This is a genomic window from Dyadobacter psychrophilus, assembly GCF_900167945.1.
Lineage (GTDB): Bacteria > Bacteroidota > Bacteroidia > Cytophagales > Spirosomataceae > Dyadobacter > Dyadobacter psychrophilus.
Map to the genome: position 1 here is coordinate 1,102,192 of NZ_FUZA01000001.1, position 23,860 is coordinate 1,126,051.

Annotated in this window: 20 protein-coding genes; 6 read left to right on the top strand and 14 right to left on the bottom strand. The window is 44.1% G+C overall.

Annotated elements, in window-relative coordinates; all coding sequences use genetic code 11:
• Nucleotides 1–21 precede the first annotated feature (21 nt).
• Both B5X68_RS04815 and B5X68_RS04820 read right to left on the bottom strand, forming a co-directional pair.
• A complete protein-coding gene (locus tag B5X68_RS04815; protein ID WP_082214004.1) occupies nt 22–1,764 on the bottom strand; it encodes a RagB/SusD family nutrient uptake outer membrane protein in 1,743 nt (580 codons plus the stop codon).
• A gap of 67 nt (nt 1,765–1,831) precedes the next feature.
• Nucleotides 1,832–5,077 carry a SusC/RagA family TonB-linked outer membrane protein gene (locus B5X68_RS04820; protein WP_082213491.1) on the bottom strand — a complete coding sequence of 1,082 codons (3,246 nt, stop codon included), beginning with the start codon at nt 5,075–5,077 and terminating at the stop codon, nt 1,832–1,834.
• Nucleotides 5,078–5,327: 250 nt separating this feature from the next.
• Here B5X68_RS04820 and B5X68_RS04825 point away from each other — a divergent pair, with 250 nt between their 5' ends.
• Entirely contained in the window at nt 5,328–6,845 is a 1,518-nt protein-coding gene (locus tag B5X68_RS04825; protein ID WP_082213492.1) for an FG-GAP repeat domain-containing protein, read from the top strand.
• Here the strand turns inward: B5X68_RS04825 and B5X68_RS04830 are convergent, their stop codons facing one another.
• The gene (locus B5X68_RS04830; RefSeq protein WP_082213493.1) at nt 6,846–7,997 is read right to left on the bottom strand and encodes a carboxypeptidase-like regulatory domain-containing protein; all 1,152 of its coding nucleotides are present in this window, start codon (nt 7,995–7,997) and stop codon (nt 6,846–6,848) included.
• A gap of 171 nt (nt 7,998–8,168) precedes the next feature.
• On the opposite strand from B5X68_RS04830, the gene B5X68_RS04835 reads away from it, so the two are divergent.
• Nucleotides 8,169–8,912, top strand: a complete 744-nt coding sequence (locus B5X68_RS04835) for a hypothetical protein (RefSeq protein WP_141110192.1) — start codon at nt 8,169–8,171, stop codon at nt 8,910–8,912.
• 58 nt (nt 8,913–8,970) lie between these two features.
• Here B5X68_RS04835 and B5X68_RS04840 read toward each other — a convergent pair whose 3' ends face one another.
• The 6 genes from B5X68_RS04840 to B5X68_RS04865 all read right to left on the bottom strand — a co-directional run bounded on the left by B5X68_RS04840 (nt 8,971) and on the right by B5X68_RS04865 (nt 17,980).
• On the bottom strand, nt 8,971–10,734 hold the full coding sequence (locus tag B5X68_RS04840) for a phospho-sugar mutase (protein WP_082213495.1): 1,764 nt from the start codon (nt 10,732–10,734) through the stop codon (nt 8,971–8,973).
• Nucleotides 10,735–10,784: 50 nt separating this feature from the next.
• Nucleotides 10,785–13,475: an MGH1-like glycoside hydrolase domain-containing protein gene (locus tag B5X68_RS04845; protein ID WP_082213496.1), complete on the bottom strand. Its 2,691-nt coding sequence runs from the start codon at nt 13,473–13,475 to the stop codon at nt 10,785–10,787.
• An 88-nt stretch (nt 13,476–13,563) separates the two neighbouring features.
• Nucleotides 13,564–15,273, bottom strand: coding sequence for a D-alanine--D-alanine ligase family protein (locus B5X68_RS04850; protein ID WP_082213497.1), 1,710 nt, complete (start codon nt 15,271–15,273; stop codon nt 13,564–13,566).
• A 164-nt stretch (nt 15,274–15,437) separates the two neighbouring features.
• The gene (locus B5X68_RS04855) at nt 15,438–15,695 is read right to left on the bottom strand and encodes a NifU family protein (RefSeq protein WP_082213498.1); all 258 of its coding nucleotides are present in this window, start codon (nt 15,693–15,695) and stop codon (nt 15,438–15,440) included.
• 67 nt (nt 15,696–15,762) lie between these two features.
• Nucleotides 15,763–16,869, bottom strand: a complete 1,107-nt coding sequence (locus B5X68_RS04860) for an Mrp/NBP35 family ATP-binding protein (RefSeq protein WP_082213499.1) — start codon at nt 16,867–16,869, stop codon at nt 15,763–15,765.
• 106 nt (nt 16,870–16,975) lie between these two features.
• Nucleotides 16,976–17,980: a GSCFA domain-containing protein gene (locus B5X68_RS04865; RefSeq protein WP_082213500.1), complete on the bottom strand. Its 1,005-nt coding sequence runs from the start codon at nt 17,978–17,980 to the stop codon at nt 16,976–16,978.
• An 89-nt stretch (nt 17,981–18,069) separates the two neighbouring features.
• Between B5X68_RS04865 and B5X68_RS04870 the strand changes: the two genes are divergently transcribed.
• The 4 genes from B5X68_RS04870 to B5X68_RS04880 are packed head-to-tail and all read left to right on the top strand — an operon-like array spanning nt 18,070 to nt 21,351.
• Nucleotides 18,070–18,543, top strand: a complete 474-nt coding sequence (locus B5X68_RS04870; protein WP_082213501.1) for a DUF6934 family protein — start codon at nt 18,070–18,072, stop codon at nt 18,541–18,543.
• The gene (locus B5X68_RS28850; protein WP_170916582.1) at nt 18,540–18,704 is read left to right on the top strand and encodes a hypothetical protein; all 165 of its coding nucleotides are present in this window, start codon (nt 18,540–18,542) and stop codon (nt 18,702–18,704) included. Before B5X68_RS04870 ends, B5X68_RS28850 begins: the two co-directional genes overlap by 4 nt.
• Nucleotides 18,701–19,537, top strand: coding sequence for a glycoside hydrolase family 16 protein (locus B5X68_RS04875; RefSeq protein ID WP_082213502.1), 837 nt, complete (start codon nt 18,701–18,703; stop codon nt 19,535–19,537). The genes B5X68_RS28850 and B5X68_RS04875 overlap by 4 nt, the downstream gene beginning before the upstream one ends.
• A 35-nt stretch (nt 19,538–19,572) precedes the next feature.
• On the top strand, nt 19,573–21,351 hold the full coding sequence (locus B5X68_RS04880; protein WP_082213503.1) for a DNA polymerase III subunit gamma/tau: 1,779 nt from the start codon (nt 19,573–19,575) through the stop codon (nt 21,349–21,351).
• On the opposite strand, the gene coaE is transcribed toward B5X68_RS04880, so the two are convergent.
• The 5 genes from coaE to B5X68_RS04905 form a co-directional block, all read right to left on the bottom strand.
• Nucleotides 21,348–21,956: a dephospho-CoA kinase gene (coaE, locus tag B5X68_RS04885; RefSeq protein ID WP_082213504.1), complete on the bottom strand. Its 609-nt coding sequence runs from the start codon at nt 21,954–21,956 to the stop codon at nt 21,348–21,350. The genes B5X68_RS04880 and coaE overlap by 4 nt on opposite strands.
• Nucleotides 21,957–21,983: 27 nt before the next feature.
• Nucleotides 21,984–22,598 (bottom strand): YbbR-like domain-containing protein, encoded by a 615-nt coding sequence (locus B5X68_RS04890; RefSeq protein ID WP_082213505.1) that lies wholly within the window; start codon nt 22,596–22,598, stop codon nt 21,984–21,986.
• Between the two features lie 129 nt (nt 22,599–22,727).
• Nucleotides 22,728–23,030 carry a preprotein translocase subunit YajC gene (yajC, locus tag B5X68_RS04895; protein ID WP_082213506.1) on the bottom strand — a complete coding sequence of 101 codons (303 nt, stop codon included), beginning with the start codon at nt 23,028–23,030 and terminating at the stop codon, nt 22,728–22,730.
• A 51-nt stretch (nt 23,031–23,081) separates the two neighbouring features.
• On the bottom strand, nt 23,082–23,522 hold the full coding sequence (locus B5X68_RS04900) for a DUF1573 domain-containing protein (RefSeq protein ID WP_082213507.1): 441 nt from the start codon (nt 23,520–23,522) through the stop codon (nt 23,082–23,084).
• Nucleotides 23,523–23,532: 10 nt separating this feature from the next.
• Complete coding sequence (locus tag B5X68_RS04905; protein ID WP_082213508.1) at nt 23,533–23,835, bottom strand: YtxH domain-containing protein; 303 nt, start codon at nt 23,833–23,835, stop codon at nt 23,533–23,535.
• Nucleotides 23,836–23,860: the final 25 nt, after the last annotated feature.

The window sequence follows — 23,860 nt, forward strand, 5'->3', positions numbered from 1 at the left end:
AATTACAGACGCTAAAATGTATTAATAGCCAGGGTTTTGTACAAGTACATCTTTACCTAACAAGTCAATTTGCTCTTGAGGCACTGGAAGGAATTCATTTTTCTTCCCTGTGAATTTCGTTCCGCCCAAAGCGCCGCTAAGTTTTTTACCTTCATAAGTTAGATAAGCATTAATTGCAGAGTCTGCAATTTCCCAACGAACAAGGTCAAAGAAGCGGTGGCCTTCGCCTGACAATTCCAGTTTTCTTTCGAAACGAACCGCAGTGCGGGCTGCATCCTTGCTTGCAAAAGGCGCTTTATATGTGTTGATCACATAGTTAGCAGCAACTTTTCCGTCCTTGCGTTTTACAAAGCTCTCAGGATTTGCTGCACGTGTGCGAACAATGTTCACATATTCCCTCGCTTTTTCCAACGATCCCACTTCGATCTCAGCTTCCGCTGCCATCAAAAGCACATCAGCATAACGGATAATGTTCACGTTGATCGCTGTGTAACCAGGCGTCCAGGAACTGTTGTCCTGCAAAGAACCTACATCCGATTTGTAATATGCATATTTCTTCGGCGTATAAGGACCTGCATTAGGCTGGTTACGGATCCAGTCGTTACCTGGGTGATCGATCCAGTCAAGGAATGGAAGACCGCGACGACCGATGGAGTGGTCAAGACGTGGGTCAACCGGGCCTGCATCCGGTGTGAATGCGTCAGATGATTTCAAACCCATATCTGTTTTCAATTCTTTACCGGCTGTGTTGTAAGAACCATCCAGATAAGGAAGTCCGCTTGCATCTGTACGGAAAGAGTTACCCAGCTCAAAGCTTGGCTGGAAGAAAGAACAGCAGTTACCAGGACCATTCGGACCTACGTTGTAAGGCCAGTTAAGGTCAAATTCCGGGTTAGCATTGTTCACACTTCCTGTATTGGCAGCAGCCTGGATCGCGAAAACTGATTCCGAATTGTTATCGTTAGCAGCTTTGAATGCATCCTGAAATTTAGGAACCAGACCGTACTTCTTACCATTGGTTGTTTTACCATTCGCAATGATCAGGTCATAAAGCGCCTTTGCTTCGGTAAACTTCTTCTGATACATGTAAATTTTGGCAAGATAAGCAGCGGCAGCCCATTTGTTAGCCCTACCAGCCGCACCTTGCGTTTCCGGCAAATTTTCATAGGCATACTTCATGTCTGCTTCGATCAATGGCCAGATCTCCACCGTGTTAGGAACTGATTCGATGCCTGTTCCGTAATCTTTTGTTTCGTCAACAAAAGGAACATTGTTGAATCCTCTTTTCAGCTCGAAATAGTAGTGACTTCTCAGGAAGCGGGCTTCTCCACCGATTCTCTTTTTGTCATCTTCTGTTACGTCAGCTTGTGCCATACCCAACAATTTAATCACGAGGTTTGCACGGGCAACGCCTTCGTAATTTCCTTTCCATTTGTCCAAAATCACACCTTGCGTGGTCTGATACTCGAAACGCTGGATCGGGTTGATGTCACTGAAGTCACCAGGGTCCGTTCCTTTGTTGGCATCACCACCGCGGATACTTCCCCAAACCCAGTTACTGGCGCTCGCCATACGGTTTGCACGTCCGTTAAGCTGTCCGTAAACCGATACCAACACACCTTCAATTCCTTTTTTGGTCGAAAGCTGCGCTTCATCAAGCTGCCCGGTCGCCGGGATTTCGAGGAAATTTTCTTTACAGGAATAACCGATCAGCATCATTGCAAGAGCCAGTGCCAATCCTCCTTTTGATATTAATTTTTTCATTTGATTCATTTTTATCAAGATCTGTCTAAACCGATGTTGTGAAATAATTGCTTTGAATTTTTCGATTTTAGAAACCTAAATTGATACCTAAAGTGTAGCTTCTTGTGATCGGATAGTTACCTACATCGATACCAAAGTTTGTATCTGCGTTACCGCCTACACCTGGATCAAGTCCTTTGTATTTAGTAACAGTGAACAAGTTATTGGTAGAAGCGAACACACGCAGTTTGGACATTCTGATTTTGCTGAGAATGTTTCCTGGCAATGTGTAACCCAAAGTAATGTTTTGCATACGGAAGAATGATCCGTCTTCAACATAGAATGAGTTTGATTGCGTGTTGGTGCTGAAATTGGAAGTGCTTTCGAAGATTGGCGTATCCGTGTTTGTGTTTGTTGGCAACCAGGAGTTTTTCACACGGTCACTAACAGCAGCTCCTGTAAATGATGGATAGAAATCTGTGAACCATTTAGAAAGGTTGAAGATTTTGTTTCCGATCGAAGTGTACATGTAAGTTTCAACATCAAATCCTTTGTAAGTGAATTTCAGGTTGATACCGCCTGTGAACTTCGGAACAGGGCTTCCAAGATAAGTTCTGTCGTCAGCATTGATCACGCCGTCGTTATTGATATCTTCATAACGGAAGCGGCCCGGGCCTTTTCCATCCTGCGCTGGTGCTCCGTCAACTTCCGCCTTGTCTTTGAACAGACCCATTACTTTGTATCCGTAGAAAGAAGAGATTGCATAACCGATCTGGTTTCTGATAGGCTTAATGCCGCGGAAATCAGGGTTAACAGTCAGGTAGTTGATACCCGGCGCAAGCGATTCGATGTTATTTTTAAGAATACCTGCAGTGAAGTTCACTTCATAACCAAGGTCATTGGTGATACGGCCACGGTTAATGATCTGCAAGTCAATTCCTTTGTTCGACATTTTACCAACGTTAACAGAAGGAGCAGCAGCATCGTAACCAGCAGTTGCAGTAATCGGCACCTGGAACAAAAGATCCTTGGTGTCTTTTTGCCAAAGGTCAATGATGATGTCCAGCTTGCCTTTCATGAATGTTCCGTCGATACCAATGTTCTTGGTAACACTGGTTTCCCATTTCGCGCTCTTGTTACCAATACGCGTTCTGTAATAACCTTCTACTGCGCTTGAGTTGGTTCCGTTGATGTCATAAGATGACTGGCCAAGGCTTGCTCCATATAAGCTGTATTGGTTGTTAGGGTCCACGTTATTGGAGTTACCCATTAAACCGTAACCACCTCTAAGTTTAAGTTCTGTAATGAAAGGAACGCTCTTCATGAAGTTTTCCGAAGAGATTCTCCATGCTGCGGAGAATGCAGGGAACACCCCATAACGGTTGTTTTCTCCGAAACGGGAAGAACCATCGCGACGAACAACTCCTGTCAGAATGTAGCGGTCATTGAATGTGTAGTTGGCGCGGGCAAACAGTGAGTAGAAGTTAACTCCTTTATAGTAGTCACTGAAAACTTGCTTGGAACCAACGTTATTCATGTTAATGTAGTTGATATCCGTCGAGAATGGGTTCAAACCAGATGAATTCTGATTTTTTCCTACGCCCGTGTTCAATGCTTCCTGACCAATGATCACGTCCAGATTGTGCAGTCCGAACTGCTTTTTGAAGTTAGCAGTGTTCGTCAATGTCCAGCTGAAACGGTGTCCTGAGCCTTCATTATAACCAAATGCCGAGTTGTTTTCAGAGTTTTCATATTGTAATCTGCTGAAACCTCTGTTGGCATAGTTAGAATATTGAGCACCAACGCTTGAGCGCAATGTCAAACCTGGAATCACATCCAATTCAATGTAGAAGTTACCGAAACCGTTTCCAGCAAAACCTGCGTTGTTAGCAAGACCGTCTCTGCTCGCAACCGGGTTACGCGGGTTGTTGAAACCTTTCGCAGCCGTTCCTGCATACCCACCGAATTCGTCATAAACCGGAATGATTGAAGGCATACGGAATGCGGAAAGGATGTCGTTTTCGTCTGCTGCAACACCTTGTCCACCCGCTGCACCGCCTTGTCCAAGCACCTGCAGATAAGTAAACTGTGCATTCTGACCGATTCTAAGGTTTTTCAACACATCAAATTCAGTATTTACACGGAAAGCATAACGCTTGAACCCGTTGTTCAGCATGATCCCTTTTTGATCCTGAACGCTGAAACCTGCATAGAAACGGTTGTTATCACCACCTCCTGAGAAGCCAAGTGAATGTCTCTGCAACGGCGCATTGCGTGTAATCGCGTCATACCAGTCTGTTCCTTGCTTGTTAGCGCGTACAACCTGATAAATAGAACCGCGACTTGGATCTACATTGTATTTCAATTTTTCAGCTGCAAGGTCAAGTTCACCAATCACACCTGTTTTCCCGCCTACGTTAATGTAGTCTGGCAAAACCGGCTTGTCGCCTGAGCCATACTGTCCGCTGGCCACGTTTGTGAATTTTGGAAGTGAGTCACCCTGAAATGCATCATTTCTGATTGCCTGCCAGGTCCAGTCAGCTTGCTCCTGAGGCGTCAACATGGTTTGTCCTTTACCAGGCGTCGTTATCCCGAAAAGTCCATCATAAGTAACGCTTAATTTCTTAGCTTTCTTTGTTCCTTTCTTCGTAGTGTAAACAATTACACCATTCGCTGCACGCGCTCCATATATAGAAGCAGCTGCTGCATCTTTCAGTACAGTTGTAGTTTCAATGTCATCAGGATTAAGGAAATCTGTTGATCCTGTTGGCACTCCGTCCACAACATACAAAGGCTCATTACCGCCAAATGCACCGAAACCCCTAACGCGGATCTGGCTGGTTGTTCCAGGCTGACCGTTAGTGATTACCGTAACACCCGCCACACGTCCCTGTAACTGCTGTTCAACGTTACCGGATGGCGTTGCCGTTAAATCTTTCGACTTAACTGTGGAAACCGCACCCGTTGTTTCTCTCCTGCTATCGATGGTGTAACCCGTTACGATAACCTCCTCTAGCGCCGAAATGTCATCTTCCATCTGGATGTTGATGACGCTCTGGTTGCCAACTTGTACTTCTTTTGTTTTGTAACCAACAAAACTGATTACCAATGTGCTGCTGTTTCCTACGTTGATAGAAAAGTCGCCGTCACCATTTGTGTTTGTTCCCGATTGGGTTCCTTTCACGACAACAGTTGCCCCTGGAATGCCTGTTCCGGCGAGGTCTGTGATCTTTCCTGTTACCTTACGTTCTTGTGCAAATGCAACAATTGCTGCGAAACTGAGCATGAAGGAGAAGAAGATACTCCTTCCGGAGTTCTTGTAGATTCTTTTCATAATACGCGGTTAGGTTAATAATTATTAAGCAATCAAATCTATCATTATTTCCACAAATAATTGGGTGTTTTAGATTAATATTTTCATCTAGTGAAATAATAGTATTATAAAAAGATAAAATAATGTCATAGATAACCGATTTTAGCGTGTTTATTTAGTGCCTGAGAAGTTATTTTGCTTAAAAAAATATTGTACAATCTTAGTATCCTCCAACTTGTCACCACATTTACACTTATTTAGATCCTCCGCTTTGAAGTCTTCTTATCATTTATTGGTGACATGCGTTGCGCTTTCTTTCTGCGCATTTTCTTGTAAACATTCGTCGCGGTCAGAAACCATCCTGGCAGGAAAAGCACTTGCTGAAAGGCATTGCAGCAGTTGTCATCTTTTACCCGATCCTACGCTTTTGGATAGAGCCACATGGACTAATGGCGTGCTGCCTGCCATGGCCGGGCAGCTGGGAATTGAGGTGTTGGAAGGCAATGTCTATTTGCACAATAAGCAGTCCGCATTGTCTGCTGCGGATTGGTCCAGGCTGACGACCTATTACGAAACACTGGCTCCGGAAATGCTATCAGATACAGAAAAAGTGGCTCCGGCGGAAGATTGGAGCATATTTTCTGTACATAAACCCAAAGCTGACACCCAAGTAATCAGCAGCACGCTACTCGTAGACATTGATTCATCGAAAAATAGTATTTATGCAAGTGACCTGGAAAATCCAGGCATTTACCGATATGATAACCATTCGGGCAAGCAACTATTCACGAAACTGCAGTCTTCTGCTATTGACATTTGCTTCCCTTCGTCGAAACAACCTGAGATGATCATTACATGCATGGGCGGCATGCGTGCGCTTGATGTGACAAAGGGACAGATTTTTACCCTTAGCCCGCAAAACAACAGCAAGCCGCGCCTGATCTCGGACAATCTCACGCGCCCTATCCAAACATTACCGCTTGACTTCAACAAGGATGGCCGGCAGGACTATCTGGTGTGTGCTTTTGGCCATAACCGTGGTGGACTGTACATTTTGAAACAAAAGAAAAATCATACTTTCGAGAAAGTAGTCATCCGTGAAATCCCGGGGGCAACGGATAGCATTATACGCGATTTCAATAACGACGGCTGGCCGGACGTAATGACGCTGTTTGCGCACGGTGATGAGGGCATTTGGTTATTTTTAAATGATCAAAAGGGTGGTTTTACTACAAAAAGCCTGCTTAGGTTTCCATCCGTCTATGGTTCGAGCAGTTTTCAATTTGCCGATGTTACGCATGACGGAGAACCGGACATTATTTATACAGCGGGCGACAATAGTGACTTTTCAAGGGTTTTAAAGCCTTATCACGGCCTTTATATATTCGAAGGAAAAGGCGATTTTAGGTTTAAACAAAAGTTCTTTTATCCGATCCACGGATGCACCAAAGCCGTTGCGGCTGATTTTGATAACGACGGAGACATGGATATCGCGACCATTGCATTCTTTGCAGATTTTGATAAGCGCCCCAAAGAAACGTTCTTATACTTTGAGCAGGAAAAAAGTGCTTCACAAATAACTTTCAAAACTCACGTAGTTCCCATCTATAAAGATGGCCGATGGATTTGTATGAATGTGCAGGATTATGACGGGGACGGCGATGAGGACATTGTCCTGGGAAATTTTTCGAAAGGGTTTCTGAATCAGGAGAATGTAAAGCCCACTTGGAATGTTCACATGCCTTATGTGTTGCTCGAGAATAAAACATTGCCTGCAAAATCGCCGTAATTAATCCTCCTTTTTCCAGTCGGCGGGCAAGAGGGATGAAAAGCGATCATTTCCCAGATCGCCCGCAATTTCAAAACCCATCGGAATAGACACCCAGCCCGACGGCGTAATGACCATATAACCCTGTGGCAGAGTAATTTGCGTGTATGCATAAGGCATATCTGAATAAGGCGACCTCCCTTTCTTCTTCATAAAGAAAACTTCCAGCTGCGTACCCGACACAACCAGTCGCTCGGTTACCAGCTCGCCGGGACGGATCAACCTCATTCCGCGCACCTGCTCAATGCGGTTATGCAAGTGATTGGCAATGGTGTTATATCCATTTTGTGTACGCACCGTGTTGAACCTCCGCATGGAATCGGGAATAGCCTGATATACTTTAAAACCCTGCTCCTGCAAACTATCCGAAACCATACTGGACAGCAAATGCTTCACAGAGCCCTGATAAGCGATCTTCTGGTTCGCCCGCCACTGCTTTTTTTGCAAACTGTCTTTGGGAACAAGCAATTCAAACCTTGTGCTTCCTCCATAAAATACCTTCCCATTAAAATAATCGAAATCGTCCAGATCCTGGTGAATACGGTAGCCTAATGCAAGGTTTTCAATGATCAGCGGCTTGGTTGTTTGTGCGGTTAAATGCTTGTCATCATCTTCCGAAATCTTTAAAACCTGCGGATTAAGTATTTTGCACTGCTTGCTAAACCGGCTGTTCCCAAGCAGCTCGCGCGTAATGATCTTTAAATATCTCTCGCGTTTTTTATTTTTTTTGGCATAAACGGTCACCCCTTCCAGCTCCATTCCTTCCCTCAACTTGAAAAGAACGGTTTTTACTCCTGGCTGCTCAAAACGCAATGTTTGTTTGACAGTTTCATAACCCAAAAATGATACGGCCATTTCCAGGTTACCTATGGACAAATTGGTCAGTCGGTAATTACCGTTTTCGTCCGCATTGGTCCCTATGGATGAATTATTGATAAAAACATTAGCGAACGGGAGCGGTTTGCCAGTTTTCTCGTCAGTCACTTTTCCGGTAAGCGTCACGGTTCCTCCCTGCTGGGCGAGCAATTGTCCCGAGTAGCAAAAAGTAATGAAAACCGCCAGCCAGAATGAGCCGAAGTATTTATTTAAAAGCAAGTTATTTATCAAATGCATTGTTTGGTCAGGGCACTTTTCGACTCAAATATAAAACGCCGGACTCATACAGGCGCTGTGTTTCTTTAAAAAGTAATAGATAATGTCTACTTTAGATAAACCTGTGGTAACATGATGTGCTTCGCTTAAATGAGTTTGCTGAATAAATGTTTCACCATTAACCATTCTGCTATGCTTTTCGTCTGCTTATTGAAAGTAAATCTGTTCATGGCCGCATTGACACCCGTTATCGCGCAGCCATTGATCAACCCTGGAAAGACAGGCATTTTGATCCGGAATGATACGCTTTACTGGTCTATTTCCCCATTAATGACAATCGCGGACCTGGGCGTAATGCGAAAGAAAATAGGCGAATTCGGGGGCGACTTTATGGTTGAGAACCTGGAAATTGATCCTTTGAAGAGATATATTACGGCCATCACCGTTTCTGTAAAGAGCAAATCCGGCTCAACCGGCCTTGGCTCAACGGAAGGTTTGAATGCTATGCCAATCAAACATTACTCTGGTTATCTGGTAAAAAATGGGCTTTCTATAGGATCTAATTATATTCCTGAACCATTAAGTCAACGGATAAAAACAGATTACCAACAAGCATTGGCATATTACAAACAAAGTGATACAGAATATGCCAGGAGGAACAATGCCAAATTTGCGTATGAAGGCAATGGGATCATCTTTCCAAAAAGATTATTGGAAGGAAAAGCTTCTGATGCGATCCTTGAAAGAAGCGGCGTCGGTAAATCGGTTGGTAATACGTTTTTGATTACAGATATGTATCGGAATGCTGAACTCTATCTGAACGAAAAAAAGGTTAATGTTGACGAATTGAATGCGCTGCCTTTTGACAGGGTTATTAAAGTCGAAATAAAAAAGGAACGGTTTGACAAAAAATGCGTGATCGTGTATGCAAACTGATCACAAAAAAAAGAGGCTGCTCACCAGGAACAGCCTCACTATCATTTAATAAATACCATTATTTCAATCCAAGCTCTTCGCCGATTGAGGCTACTTTCTCTTTCAAGCTCGCGTAAACGCTGTCGAAGTCCTCATTTTTCTCCAAAGCAGCCCGAACACCAACATAAAATTTGATCTTTGGCTCTGTTCCCGATGGGCGGCAAGTGAACTTGGTGCCATCTTCGGTAAAGAATTGAAGCACATTAGAAGGCTCAATTCCCATTTCACCCGATGGAATGGAATGTGAAGTTCCGCTGGTAAAGTCAACAGTACTCAGCGCTTTGTAATCATCCATTCTGATCACCGGTGAGCCTGCCAAAGTCTTTGGCGGGTTAGCACGGAAATCGGCCATCATTTGCTGAATCTCATCTGCCCCTGATTTCCCTTTTTTGGTCAAAGAAATAAGTCCTTCGTAATAGAAACCAAACTGCTTATAGATTTCCATAAGCATATCAAACAGACTTAACCCTTTGTCTTTTGCATAAGCTGTTAATTCCGCGATCATAGCGCAGGATGCAATCGCATCTTTGTCACGAACGGCGTCACCGATCAGATAGCCATAACTTTCTTCCCCGCCACCAATGAATTGCTCAACGCCTTCTTTCTCACGAATAACCTGCGCAATGTATTTAAAACCAGTCAGCGTATTATAACACTTTACGTCATAGGCCGCCGCCATTTTATCGATCAAGTCGGTGGTAACAATTGTTTTACAAACAAACTGAGTGCCTGTCAGCTTTCCGGCATCTTTCCAGGCATTCAAAAGATAATAAATCAGCACGCTGGCAGTTTGATTACCATTCAAAAGCTGAATTTCACCATGGTGGTTTTTCACTGCAATCCCTACGCGATCGGCGTCAGGGTCTGTTCCTAAAACAAGGTCGGCATCAATTTCCTTTGCTTTTTCAACGGCTTTGGACATAGCTTCACTTTCCTCTGGATTTGGATAAACCACCGTTGGGAATTGTCCGTTGCCTTTTGGCTCTGCTTGCTCTTCAATCACAGTGACCGCCTCAAAACCCATTTTAGCCAAAAGTGCCGGAACCAATGTCACACCCGTCCCATGTAAGGGCGTGTAAACAATTTTCAAACCTTTCTGACGCTCCAGCGCCCCTTTTGAAATAGAAAGCGACAGAATGTGATCCATATATTTTTCATCGACATCCGCACCGATCTTAATGATTTTCGATGCATCACCATCAAATTTCACGTCATCAATGGATGTGATCGCATTCACCTCGTTGATAATGTTGGTGTCGTGCGGCGCAACCACCTGAGAACCATCATCCCAGTATGCTTTGTAACCATTGTATTCCTTAGGATTGTGCGAAGCCGTTACAACAACGCCGCTTTTGCAGCCTAACAAGCGGATCGCAAACGAAAGCTCGGGCGTAGGGCGAAGTGCTTCGAAAAGATAAACCGTAATGCCGTTCGCAGAGAAGATGTCAGCAATGATTTTGGCAAATTCATCCGATTTAATGCGGCTGTCGTAAGCAATGGCCACTTTTATTTCTTCACCTGGAAAAGCCTGGTTTAAGTAATTTGCCAAACCTTGTGTCGCTGTTCCCACAGTGTAACGGTTCATGCGGTTGGAACCTATACCAATAAGGCCTCTCAGCCCACCCGTCCCGAATTCCAGGTCTTTATAAAATGCGTCTGTAAGTTCAGTATCGTTTCCTTCATCGATTAATTGTTGAATGGATTGTTTGGTATCGATATCGTAATCACCGTTGAGCCAGCTGCTCACTTTGGTCATTACACTGGGTTCCAATTTTGCAGTCATAATTTGATTGAATGGAATTAATTGAAAAATATACGTTATGATTTGTTGAGTTACTTGTCTATTTCAAGCACTTCTTTTTCCGTTTCCTTCACCGTTTCTTTCGCTGTTTTATGGATGAGCTCGGCTACCAATCCGGTCCAGCCTGTTTGGTGACTTGCACCACAGCCACGGCCATTGTCTCCATGGAAATATTCGTAAAAAAGCACGTGCTCATTGAAATTCGGGTCTTTCTGCATTTTCTGATCGTGCCCGTAAACCGCTCGGTTGCCATCCGCATCGCGTTTGAAGATATCGATTAAGCGGCAGGCAATGGCAACAGCTGCCTCCTTAATCGTCGCTAAATTGCCGGAATTTGTTGGATATTCTACCATAAAATCTTCCCCATAATAAGCGTGAAACTTCATGAGGGAGTCAAAAATGAGGTAGTTCAACGGAAACCAGATCGGGCCGCGCCAGTTGGAATTACCACCCATAATATCCGTAAGTGCCTCAGCAGGAGTGTAATCTACCTGCAGCACTTCACCATTAATGTAAAATTTGTAAGGGTTTTCTTCGTGATATTTAGACAAAGCCCTTACGCCATAATCAGATAGGAATTCGTTTTCATCCAGCATCCGTTTCATGATCATTTTCATCCTGTGACCACGCAGGATCGACAGCAGCCTGTTCTCCCCTTTTCCGGATTCAAACCAACGCGAGATCAACCTTGCCAGATCAGGCCTGTTTGCCAAAACCCACTCCACACGCCTCTTGAAAACAGGCATCTTGTCCAGATTCTGAGGATCAAGGATCTCTACGGCAAAAAGCGGAATCAAACCTACTATTGACCTCACTTTGAGCAGGATACTCTGTCCGTTTGGAATGTGGATCACATCATAATAAAACTGATCTTCTTCGTCCCAAAGGCTTATCGACGAATTTTTACCGCCTATGGATTCCATCGCACCCGCAATGTGCAGGAAGTGCTCAAAGAATTTGGAAGCCATATCCTGGTAAACCGGGTGTACAAGCGCAATTTCAACCGAAATGCGGAGCATATTCAGTGTGTACATGGCCATCCAGCCCGTAGCATCTGCCTGTTGAAGTTTCCCGCCGAACGGCATTGGCGTCGACCGGTCAAAAACACCAATATTATCCAATCCAAGGAAGCCGCCACTGAAAATGTTGTTGCCTGTATCATCTTTTTGATTGACCCACCAGGTGAAGTTCAGGAGCAGTTTATGAAATATTTTTTCAAGAAATTCAATGTCTCCTACACCGTTATTCTGCTCACGGTCAATCTCATACACCTTCCAAGTTGCCCAGCCATGAACGGGCGGGTTAACGTCCGAGAAATTCCATTCATAAGCCGGAATTTGCCCGTTCGGGTGCATATAATATTCGCGCAGCAATATTTCTAGTTGCCTTTTAGCAAAATCGGCATCCACCCGCGCCAGTGGTACGCAGTGAAATGCCAGGTCCCAGGCTGCAAACCACGGGTATTCCCACTTATCGGGCATAGAGATAATGTTGGCCGCATATAAATGCTTCCACCCGGAATTCCGTCCCCATTTCCTGCCTTGATTAGGCCCTGGCTGCGCAGGATCGCCTTTTAGCCATTCGTAAACATTGTAATAATAAAATTGCTTGCTCCACAACATACCGGCATAAGCTTGCCGCTGTATAGATCTCAAATCCGCATCCGCCACATCGCGTTGCAAATCGTCATAAAACTCATCCGCTTCTCTGATCCTTTTTGCGAAAAGGTCTTCGAAACCACCAAAAGGCTCTGATATAGAATGATTTACAAACCGCAATCTAAATGTAGTGCTTTCGCCAGCCTTAATGGTTCTGGTAAACCGCGCCGACGCTTTTGTTCCGATGCTGTTCGGATTTATTGTCGTCGTTTTTTTATTGCTTACGATATAGTCATTGATCCCATCTTTCGGATAGGCCGTGTTGTTCGCAGTTCCGTAAAGTTTTTTAAAGTTGGTTTCGTTTTCACAAAACAGCAACTCGTCCGCCCCGTCAAGATAAAGGTTGTATTTTCCATGTTTGCGGTGCGTAACCTCTATCAAACGATTGGAAATACCATTCATAATTGGCTTGTAATTGAAGGCCTCATATCCCCACGACCACGTGTTTCGGAACATAATTGTGGGCAAAACGGTGATCGGAGCATCTTTGGCACCACGGTTAAAAACCGTCACCTTCATCATAATGTCCTCTTCGTCAGCCTTGGCATGTTCAATGAAAATATCAAAATATTCATCATTCTCGAACACGCCGGTGTCCATGATTTCGTATTCAGGATCTTCCTTACCGCGGCGGCCGTTTTCCTGACGTAATTTTTCGTAAGGAAATGCCTCATGCGGATATTTATACAGCATTTTTGTATAGGAATGCGTTGGCGTACTATCCAGATAATAGTACATTTCCTTCACATCCTCGCCGTGGTTGGATTCGCGGTTTGTTAAACCAAATATCCTTTCTTTCAGGATCTTATCTTTATGATTCCAGAATCCAAAGGAGAGACATATATGTTGTTTATTGTCTGAAAAGCCGCCAATTCCATCTTCGCCCCAGCGATAGGCCTTGGATAGCGCCATTTCGTGCGTGATATAGTTCCAGGCATCTCCGTTTCCGCTATAATCCTCGCGAACCGTTCCCCACTGACGTTCAGACAAATAAGGTCCCCACTTCTTCCAACCTGTGTTTTCCTTTTGAAGGCTTAATCTTACTTTTTCAGCGCCGTGTGCCATTAATGTTATATTTTTCTAAAAGGAATGAAATCTCCGCGTAAAGCTAAATAGTTAATTAGCAAAATAGGAATGATCAGCAAATTTCAAGTTAAACTTCCAGTGATTCCAATTGGCTATGAACGCTTACCTGAAAATTCACTTTGCCTGCATAAAATGCTGTGGTAGCGGCGGCTCTTTCCGACGTTTCGGTGAGTAAAGGATGGCGTTCCGTGTTCAGTAATGCTTCTACATCTGCCACGTATTCCTTGAACATCAGCGGGTTAGTCAATACATAATACTTTCCATCCGAAGCACGTAAAACCGGAACAGGCTTCATCTCTCCCGCTGCGTTCAACCTTCCATATTTTGCCCTTGCAGCCGCGTATTCCTCGTCCGTCGAAGCAAAAACAATGTATTCAAGCGGCTTACTTTTCACATTCTCGGTTACGATCTTTTCATCAAGGCTATCGAGCAGGCTTCTCAGCTGCCAGGTATTTTTCCCCGAGCGAATTCTCTCCCGTATTGACTGCCGCACCAGATAGGTTAATGCTTGCGTTACATTCAGTCCAATTTCAGCCATTTGCTTGAAAATAAATGATGTAGGCGACATTCCGGGGATTGTGTTCGGGTCGTGCAAGACGATCGTTCCCTCTGGCGTTAAAAACCCATCTATACGGACGCATACATTGATGCCCAACTGCTCGAAAACAGTCGCTATTACTTTTTGAATTTCCTGATTCTTTTCAAGACTCGTATCAACAGGAATGCGTTTCCGGCTCGCGCCAGGCTTATATTTTGCATTAAAATCAAAAACCTGGACCATTTTTATCACTTCGCTCGGAGGCAAAGCCAGCGGTTTGCCATCTGCATGCTGAATGCATCCACAGGAAAATTCCTGCCCTTTAATAAACTCTTCGATCAAGACCTGGTCTTCACCATTTGAACTGCTTAATAATGCATGCTCATTCCCTTCCCAAAAATAGCCGTCCAGGATAGTGATCAGTTTGGCTGGATGATAAATTGTCTCACCATTTAATACCACCGGAAAACCTATTCCTTCGTCAAGATTGGCCACTTTTTGCGCCCAGGCTTGCTTTTCCGAAACGCCCATTCCTGTCCAGGTAATGTTATCCAGTTCAACCTGAAAAAAGCATTGATTAACCGCAGAAACAAACTCTTCCAAAGAATCATCTTTCACAATAGCGACACCAATCGAAGATCCCTGATGCGGCGCTTTGATCACCAATGGAAGGCCTAAATGTTTTTTAAGAACCTGAAAAAGAATAGCATACTCGCGCGGAACCCACTGGTCATATCGAAGCGTCCAGCTTTTTTTCTGCTGTCCGTTCACCAGAGCGATCATTTCGTTTTGCAGGATTTTATCGATCCCAACTGCCGATCCCATTAACCCCGGGCCGCTGTAGGGGATTTTATACCATTCCAATAAACCCTGGATCGCACCATCTTCACAATCAGGACCGTGCATAGCCAAGAACACGAAATCGAAATGTTCTTTAAATTGATCAGGAGATAATAATGTCCCTATTTCGGACGGAATTGGTTGATTGGCCAGCTCGGGATGAGACTCTATGTAGGTTTTGTAGCCAGTTTGATGATTGTTCCCCGACGGATAAAATTCCCGGATTTCACTGGAATACATTAGCTGTTTTTCAAGCAGGATAAAGCGTCCAAAACTATCAACAAAGACCGGAACTGGCTCAAACAGTGACTTGTCCAGATATTCAAAAGCAGTTTTTCCGCCAGCAAATGAAATTTCCCTTTCCCGGGACGGTCCTCCGAAAAATATTCCGATGCGCATATTCTTATATTCAGGTAAAATCTTCTAAATCTTACGCGCAATATAACGTACTAATCGGGACGAATCAATTTCTGGCGGGATTGCCCGAGAATTTTAAATGAAAAAGCAGCTAATCGATTAGAAAAGCTGCTTTTACTAAAATTCAGTTATTAAAACCGCCCCGTTCAGGCGAGTTCAGGAACATTCACAGAGACAACTTTGCTGACGTGCGGGACAGCTTTGCGAATGGATTCTTCAAGACCGGCGCGAAACGTCATTGCGCTCATGGGGCAGCTTTGGCAAGAGCCCTGCAATTCCAATTTAACGACCAGATCATCAGTCAATTCCACAAATTTCACATCTCCACCGTCTGCATGCAAGTAAGGTCGTACCGAATCAAGCGCTTGCTCGATGAGTTCTATTGTTTTTTCTTTTGAATCCATTGTTAAAAAATCTATTTGCTAAGATGCAAGAATATATTCAAAAAATCAAATCGTTAACATTTACGGCTTAAACCTGGATTTCAACAGGCTGCGTTTTTTCCTTCGAGGCATTCCTGATTGCCACCTGCTGCGCCAGTGACTCGGCCGCATCACGGAATGCGTCGTTCACAATCGGATTCACATCCATTACCGCAGGACGGCCTTCGTCACCCGCTTCCCTAATGCCTTGCACCAACGGAATTTGACCTAATAATGGAACATCAAACTTATCAGCAAGCAACTGGCCGCCGCCTTTTCCAAAAATATAATATTGATGATCGGGCATCTCTTCCGGCGTAAACCAAGCCATATTTTCAATCACACCCAATATCGGGACATTAATTTGCGGCTGCTTAAACATCTGCAAACCTTTAATAGCGTCCGCCAGGGCCACTTTTTGAGGTGTTGTTACAATCACAGCGCCCGTAACGGGCACCGTTTGCACCAATGTTAAATGTATATCGCTTGTTCCCGGCGGAAGATCTATCAGAAGATAATCCAGATCGCCCCAATCCGTATCCGCAAAAAACTGCTTCAAAGCCTGGCTGGCCATCGGCCCGCGCCATACCACGGCGCTATCAGGCGGTGTCAGGAAACCAATCGAGATCATTTTAATCCCGTATTGGCGGATCGGGTTGATGTAGTTTTTGCCGTCCTTCGGTGTGATCGTGGGCTGCATATTCTCTGCACCGAACATGACCGGGATTGAAGGCCCAAAGATATCGGCGTCAATAATGCCGACCTTAGCGCCCGAACGGTGCAGCGCCATCGCAAGATTTGCGGTTACCGTTGATTTACCCACGCCGCCTTTTCCCGAAGAAATAGCAATTACATTCTTCACGCCCGGGATAATCGGTCCTGACTGGCGTGTGGAAGTAACATTGGCAGTGAGTTTGATAATAACCTCAACGTCAGGATTTAAATGTTCATGAATGGCCGCTTCGCAATTTCTGCGGATCAACTCTTTCAAAGGACATGCAGGCGTTGTCAAAACAACCGTAAACCTCACCTGATTCACCCCGATTTCAATGTCCTGAATCATGCCCAGCGTTACCAGGTCCTTTTTCAGGTCCGGCTCTTCAACAGTGCTGAGCGCCTGTAAAACTTTCTCTTTATTGATTGTAAATTCTCCCATTATTCTGGTTAAGACCTCGTGATAAGATGCTGGACGAAGCCCTGAAACTTAAAAATATGTATTCTTTTACTCTGGTATTATGCAACACGAATTAAACCCAATGAGTTTAACCCTGACCCGAAAATTCAAGGATTTTGTCTTCAATTTCTGCGATTTCTTTGGTCACGTCAATTTGTAAAGAAAGCGCTTTCAATTTTGTCAGCACGTTTTTCAGCAATTTCTGATGACTTTCTGTGGCGCCGTGTAGTGGCCGGTGAAACATCATTTGGCGAATTGCGTCCCATTCTTTCATGAAACCCAGCGCATTGTTGTCCAGGTAAGCGTTGCTAAACGCATTGAATATAATGTCCTCGGCGAGTTTATTAGGGTGAATTAAATCCTCCTCATAAAACCGGTAATCGCGCAGCTCATCCATCATGATTTCGTAAGAGGGAAAGTATTCGACCTGCTTATATTTCTCCGATAATCGATGGCAAACCAAACGCAATGTGGACTTGCTAACCTGGTTCAGCGGCAGTGTGTCACGCGTATGCCGGACAGGGCTTACCGTCAATATAACTCTAAGATTTCTTCGAAAAGACTGCAGTTTTTGTATCAGCTGCTCATAAGCGATCATAATTTGGTCTGGATGCAGCAATTCTTTCACGAAACGATCGGAAGGCAGCTTGTGACAATTGCCAATTATTTGATTGGTCTGCTTGTGCCTATATGCGAACGCGGTTCCGAATGTGATAACCAGCACATCTGCCCCTTGCAGAAACACCTTCGCTGTCGCTGACCTTTCTGTCAACTCTGCTTGCAAACGGGCCTGATCAAGCCCATATAAGGATGAATGAAAATCGTGATGAAGCCAAATTTTGTCCGGGTTCTGTAAAAAAAGCGCCGAATTCGGCTGCCTGTTCTCTATAATTCCGTCCAGTATTTTTGCAATCGCCAGGGGATTAAAAACGGTTCCAAAATAATTATTCAGCACTGGAAATTTATATCCGCCAAGCTGATTTCCAAGCACATCCGCAAAACAAGAACCGATTGTCATAACCCTGGAATGCTGGCTAATTTTCCATTCCGACGGAGCAATCCCGACCTCAGTACTAAGCTTAATTTCCCTCATTCAATCATTAAATGTCTCTCCCGTAAAATTACGAGTATTTGGTCAGTTTCAAGTAATTAATGTGTTTTCATAAATAGGAGAAAAGGATTATGTTTGAGGACAAATTCACACACTATTCAGACCTAATGGACATTAAGCCTTACCCTTTTTCTGTTTTTAATGCTGAGTTTCGATACGAGTTCGTCAGTATCAGCGCAACCAAAGCAGTACAAAAAGTTGTTTTGTTTGTCGGAACGGGAGCTTCTGGCACATACAATCTGGCGCTTCTGGATGTATTGCAGGATGGAAGTCTGTGCGATGTTGTCGAAACCAGAAATGGAGATTTCAGAAAAGTTTTAGCGACAGTTTTTCAAATTATCCATCATTTTTTCGAAAGAAACCCCGATTGCGTTGTTATGTTTCTCGGAAGTGATGAACGAAGGCACAGGATGTATCGAATCGTTATTAACAGGGAAATTCATCAAATCTCCAAGTTGTTCATTGTATCAGGTGTAATCGGCGACTTTTCAGAATATTTTCAACCGAATACAGACTATGACTATTATTTAATTGAAAAGCTATGAAAACGAAATTTAAACTTGTTGTTCTGAGTGATGTGACTAACCATCCTATTGTACAAAAAAAACTTGTTCGTGCTAATGAATTGCTTAGCAAAAGTGATCTGTCTCCAATTTACGAAAGAAGAAAACAAAGGGAAGAGGCTAAAAAAGGTTTAGGAATATGAGCTTGGCATTCATTACAATCCTGGCCAATGTGTTTTTCTGCTGTGCGCAGCCGGAAGGCTCGATCTTGGCGGAGAAGTCGGATAAATACGAATTCGCCGCCTCTCCTTCCTGGCGGGATGAATTCGACTATTCCGGTAAGCCTGATCCTAAAAAATGGAGCTATGACCTGGGGGATGACGGCTGGGGGAACAATGAGCTGGAAAACTATACGGATAAGATCGAAAATGCAAAGGTCGAGAACGGGCATTTGATCATTGAAGCAATAAAGGAAAAATCTGGAAAAGCCAATTACAGCTCAGCGCGCCTGGTTTCTAAGGGCAAAGGTGATTTCACGTATGGCAAATTTGAAATTCGTGCAAAACTGCCAAAAGGACGTGGCACCTGGCCGGCAATCTGGATGCTGGCGAGCGGAAATGATTATGGAAATAAGGGCTGGCCGGACAACGGTGAAATTGATATCATGGAACACGTCGGATTTGATCAGAATAAAATCCATGGGAACATTCATACCAAAGCATTTAACCACGCAATCGGCACAAATAAGGGTAATAATGTAATCGTCGAAACCGTTTCGGACGAGTTTCATACCTACTCCTGCGAGTGGACGCCTGAATCCATAAAGATCCTTTTAGACGGTAAAGACTATTTTACTTTTACCAAAGAGCCGGGTTACGACTGGTCGCAATGGCCTTTTGATAAACCTTTTCATTTAATTTTAAATATCGCAGTTGGAGGCAACTGGGGTGGACAGAAAGGCGTGGATGACAGCATTTTCCCCCGCAAAATGGAGATCGATTACGTGCGTGTTTACCCGCTTGTTGAGAAAAAGTAACTTTGAAATTCGAGCGCATGGAAGTATCTTGCGCTATGGATAATTTCGTTGTCTCGGCCAGAAAGTATCGTCCCGTCACTTTCGATTCGGTGGTTGGCCAGTCACACATCACTACAACTTTAAAAAACGCAATCCGCACCAACCACCTGGCGCAGGCCTTTCTTTTTTGTGGGCCAAGAGGGGTTGGAAAGACTACTTGCGCAAGGATTTTGGCCAAAACGATTAACTGCCAGAACCTTGGCGACGATGTAGAAGCCTGTGGAGAATGCGAATCTTGTGTGAGCTTTCAAAACAATGCATCATTCAACATCCACGAGCTGGATGCTGCTTCTAATAACTCCGTCGAAGATATCCGTAACCTCATTGATCAGGTTCGTTACCCGCCTCAAACCGGAAAGTACAAGATCTACATTATCGATGAGGTTCATATGCTCTCGCAGGCCGCGTTCAATGCATTCTTGAAAACATTGGAAGAGCCGCCGGGTTATGCCATTTTTATTCTGGCTACAACGGAAAAGCATAAAATCCTGCCAACTATTCTCTCACGTTGCCAGATCTTTGATTTCAACCGCATTCAACCCAAAGACATAGCTTATCACCTTGCTGATATCGCTCAGAAAGAAGGCATTGAAACAGAAAAGGAAGCATTGGAATTAATCGGTCAAAAGGCTGATGGCGGTCTTAGGGATGCGCTTTCGATGTTTGACCTGAATGTAACTTTTTCGACTGATAACAGGCTCACTTATGAGGCTGTGCTGGAAAACCTGCACATTCTGGATTATGATTATTATTTCAAGATCACAGATGCGTTAACTTCCGGCAGCATTGCCCGGTCGCTTGTTTTGTTTGATGAAATTTTAAGAAAAGGCTTTGACGGACACTTATTCGTTGTCGGTCTCTTGGAACATTTCCGGAATTTGCTCGTTTGCAAAGACCCGCAAACTGTGACGCTCTTGCAGGTTTCTGAATCAGCGGAACGAAAATATCAGCAGCAATCTGCATTGGCGGATATGAGCTTTTTGTTATCGGCGCTGAGCATTGCAAGTCAGTGTGATATCAATTATAAATCGGCCAAAAACCAGCGGTTACACGTTGAGCTTTGTTTGATGAAGCTCGCCAACCTGCCCCACGTTCTTCAACTTTCTTCGCTTGCCGCCGTTGATGAAACGGCAAAAAAAAAAGTTGAGCCTGAGCTAAAACCATTAAATCCGGCTCCGGTAACGCCTGCAGAACCGCAAATCAATGGGATTCAAGCCAATGGAATCCCAACCAACGGAAACTACGCGGATGCGCCTGCGCGTGCCGCCCAGCCCGCACAAGCTCCGTCGCGGCTCAAAAACACCATTGCATTAGCCCCAACTGCGCCTAATGCAGACCTCGCCGTGAAGGAAGCGCCGAAAGGACAGAGTGAAAATGTAGCAGCAGCTGTTTCCAACAATGCCAGAAAGGAAGCATTGACATTTGAAACATTACAGACGCACTGGTATGAATTCGCCGAAAAACGAAGGATAGCAGGCAATTCAACAACGGAAGAGATTAGTTTGAATAAAGAGTTCAAGCTGGACGGAACAAGCATCGAAATCGCGCTGGACAACACGCATCAGCTGGAAGCAATGGCTAATGTTCGCTATGAATTGCTCAGTTATCTCAAAAGCCGCATCGACGCACCGAGATTGGAAATAAACCCGCGTGTAGCGCCTCAGGAGGTGAACAGGCTTCCCTACACACCCGCAGAGAAATTTAATTATATGGCGGAGAAAAATCCCTATTTGCTGGAATTGAAACAAGCTTTGGGATTGGATGTGGACTTTTAATTTGAAATCTTCCCTGCCTTGAAAATATTATGCAGTTTCAAAACCTGTGGGATTAACGCCGATTCTTCATCATTATTAATAAAAAAATCAGCCACTTTCTTCCGCTCTTCGTCGGAAACCTGCCTTTTTACAATTGCCCTGATTTCATCTTCACTCCGCTTATCTCTCTGCAAAATCCTGCTTACACGCAATTCCAGCGGCGCTTCTACTACAACCACAAAATCCAGCGCATTCCGGTCGCCGGCTTTGTTCATAATGGCCGCCTCTTTTACAACATATGGCGAAGTCGCATGATTTTCAACCCAATCAGCAGTGTCCTGCATAACAACGGGATGAATGATCGCATTCAGCTTTTTAAGTAAATCTTCATTTTTGAAAACCAGCGAGCTTACGTAGGATGTGTTATACAGCCCTTCTGCGTCGTAAGCGTCGCTTCCCAGGAGAGCGACAACACTTTTAATGATTTGCAGATTGTGATTGGTCAGCCATTTTGCGCGGCTGTCTGCATTGTAAACGGGAATTCCAAGACAGGAAAAGAGTTTACAAACAACGCTTTTCCCGGATCCAATTCCGCCGGTAATTCCAATTTGAAGGGGAAGTAACATGGCGGAGAAATGATGTTAGGATTAAATTTACGGCGTGATCACATTGAGATACTGCGCCACCTCGAAACTAATGTAAACGTCCCTGTGACTAACTTCTACCAACGGTGAAACCGGCAGCGGAATGGGCAGGCTTTCGTCAAAATTGTTCTGGATTTTTGGCGTAGGCACGGCGACGCGGATTGTGTCGGGATAAGAACGGATCAGCGAAATAGGCCCATCAACGGAAATGAGTGATGGCGAAACATTGATAATGCTTGAAATAACATATCCATCGCGAATGTTAATGGCCGCGCTGTCGACCCGGATAGGAATTATCTTTCTGATTTTTCGCTCAAAATTCAATTCAAAAGTATCGGCGATGACATAATTCACATGCAGGTTGGGAAACAATTCTGTGATCTGGTCCGTCAATGTTGTTGAGTTAATAAAACTCGCTTCATTCGGATTGTTCACCTTGTAAACCACCGGATTAGCATTAAAATTAAGCCAGGATTTTTGCAGTAACGTCCAGCCGTCGCCCGATACATTCACAGAAATTCTTTTGGGCAAAGGCTGCATAGGAACAAAGGCCGAATTGTCGTATTCAATGTCAAGCGGATAATTGAGCTTGATCGAATAATTATCCTTGTTCAATACATTCATTAACCAAAAAAAAGAGGCTGCCAGAATGCATACGAAGAAGGTCTTAACTTTATTTTGGCCTGATGGTACGTTACTCACAGCAAAAAAATTGAAAATACACACATTACAATGTGTGCCGTTTATAATTACTTACGCGGCAATCGTACGCGCAACCGCTGATTTGTCCACCGTAAGTTTCACTCCCTTATCCAATTCCAGCGTAACAGTAGTGTCTTCAACTGTATAAACCCGGGCATGGATCCCTCCTATTGTAACGACCTGATCTCCTTTTTTAAGATTGCCAAGAAGCTCTTTTTGCTCTTTTTGCTTTTTTTGCTGCGGACGGATCATGAAAAAATAAAATACACCAATGATACCAACCCACATGATAACCTGGTAAATCATGGCTTCTGAACCGCCGGATGCTGCTTGTGCTAAAATGGAAAACTTCATTGTAATGGATGGATTAGTAAGTTGTTAACCTTTCGGTTGTGATAGGGAAAGTCAATTGAGTGTGTCGGGTTTGGGAGCTGCATTTACAATTCCTCTTAACCTGAGTTCCGTGTAAGCCGGCTCGGTGTTGGCATAAACCGTGATGGTTTTTACCTGCGGACCGGTCTTGTTTTTGCTGTCAAAACGCACCTTAATGCTGGCAGTCTGCTTCGGCCCGATCGGATCTTTGGGCCATTCGGGTGTAGTGCAGCCGCAAGATGAAGTGATATTATTGAGTATCAAGGGATATTCGCCATCATTCCTGAATTTGAAATCATGCTCCACGATCGCGCCTTCCTGAATTGTTCCAAATTCATAGGTTGAACTATCACTCAAAGTAAAAACAGGCATCTTTGAGTCTGCCTGTTTTGAATCTTCTTTGTTATCGCTTTTGGAACAACTGGAAAGTGTTAGTGCAATTCCCAATAAAAAAACCAATGATCGCATTTTCATAGGAAATAAATCAACTGGCCTGACCTTTGATTTGCGCCATCAGGCGATCCACGTCTTCAAGTAATTTTTCGGCTTTTTCGCGTGCATCGTTTACCACACGCTCTCCTTCTGTTTTTGTAAAATTGTCAGGCTGATCTTTTTTCTCAACCAGATCTTCAATTACGTCTTTTAATTTTTCTCTGTATTTAGACAATCTGTATGTCAATTGCGTGCGCAGAACCTCTCCTTTATCAGGTGCATAGAGGATCCCGAGGGCAGCGCCCGTGACACAACCTGTCAAAAATGCGATTAAACTATTGCTGGTCTTACTCATGACATTTGGTTTTTAGCTGTAAAAA

Excerpts from the sequence above, each read along its gene's own strand:
- B5X68_RS04815 (WP_082214004.1), bottom strand. The coding sequence starts at position 1,764 with ATGAAAAAATTAATATCAAAAGGAGGATTGGCACTGGCTCTTGCAATG.
- B5X68_RS04820 (WP_082213491.1), bottom strand. The coding sequence starts at position 5,077 with ATGAAAAGAATCTACAAGAACTCCGGAAGGAGTATCTTCTTCTCCTTC.
- B5X68_RS04830 (WP_082213493.1), bottom strand. The coding sequence starts at position 7,997 with ATGCATTTGATAAATAACTTGCTTTTAAATAAATACTTCGGCTCATTC.
- B5X68_RS04835 (WP_141110192.1), top strand. The coding sequence starts at position 8,169 with ATGCTTTTCGTCTGCTTATTGAAAGTAAATCTGTTCATGGCCGCATTG.
- B5X68_RS04840 (WP_082213495.1), bottom strand. The coding sequence starts at position 10,734 with ATGACTGCAAAATTGGAACCCAGTGTAATGACCAAAGTGAGCAGCTGG.
- B5X68_RS04845 (WP_082213496.1), bottom strand. The coding sequence starts at position 13,475 with ATGGCACACGGCGCTGAAAAAGTAAGATTAAGCCTTCAAAAGGAAAAC.
- B5X68_RS04850 (WP_082213497.1), bottom strand. The coding sequence starts at position 15,273 with ATGCGCATCGGAATATTTTTCGGAGGACCGTCCCGGGAAAGGGAAATT.
- B5X68_RS04855 (WP_082213498.1), bottom strand. The coding sequence starts at position 15,695 with ATGGATTCAAAAGAAAAAACAATAGAACTCATCGAGCAAGCGCTTGAT.
- B5X68_RS04860 (WP_082213499.1), bottom strand. The coding sequence starts at position 16,869 with ATGGGAGAATTTACAATCAATAAAGAGAAAGTTTTACAGGCGCTCAGC.
- B5X68_RS04865 (WP_082213500.1), bottom strand. The coding sequence starts at position 17,980 with ATGAGGGAAATTAAGCTTAGTACTGAGGTCGGGATTGCTCCGTCGGAA.
- B5X68_RS04870 (WP_082213501.1), top strand. The coding sequence starts at position 18,070 with ATGTTTGAGGACAAATTCACACACTATTCAGACCTAATGGACATTAAG.
- B5X68_RS28850 (WP_170916582.1), top strand. The coding sequence starts at position 18,540 with ATGAAAACGAAATTTAAACTTGTTGTTCTGAGTGATGTGACTAACCAT.
- B5X68_RS04875 (WP_082213502.1), top strand. The coding sequence starts at position 18,701 with ATGAGCTTGGCATTCATTACAATCCTGGCCAATGTGTTTTTCTGCTGT.
- B5X68_RS04880 (WP_082213503.1), top strand. The coding sequence starts at position 19,573 with ATGGATAATTTCGTTGTCTCGGCCAGAAAGTATCGTCCCGTCACTTTC.
- coaE (WP_082213504.1), bottom strand. The coding sequence starts at position 21,956 with ATGTTACTTCCCCTTCAAATTGGAATTACCGGCGGAATTGGATCCGGG.
- B5X68_RS04890 (WP_082213505.1), bottom strand. The coding sequence starts at position 22,598 with ATGAATGTATTGAACAAGGATAATTATTCGATCAAGCTCAATTATCCG.
- yajC (WP_082213506.1), bottom strand. The coding sequence starts at position 23,030 with ATGAAGTTTTCCATTTTAGCACAAGCAGCATCCGGCGGTTCAGAAGCC.
- B5X68_RS04900 (WP_082213507.1), bottom strand. The coding sequence starts at position 23,522 with ATGAAAATGCGATCATTGGTTTTTTTATTGGGAATTGCACTAACACTT.
- B5X68_RS04905 (WP_082213508.1), bottom strand. The coding sequence starts at position 23,835 with ATGAGTAAGACCAGCAATAGTTTAATCGCATTTTTGACAGGTTGTGTC.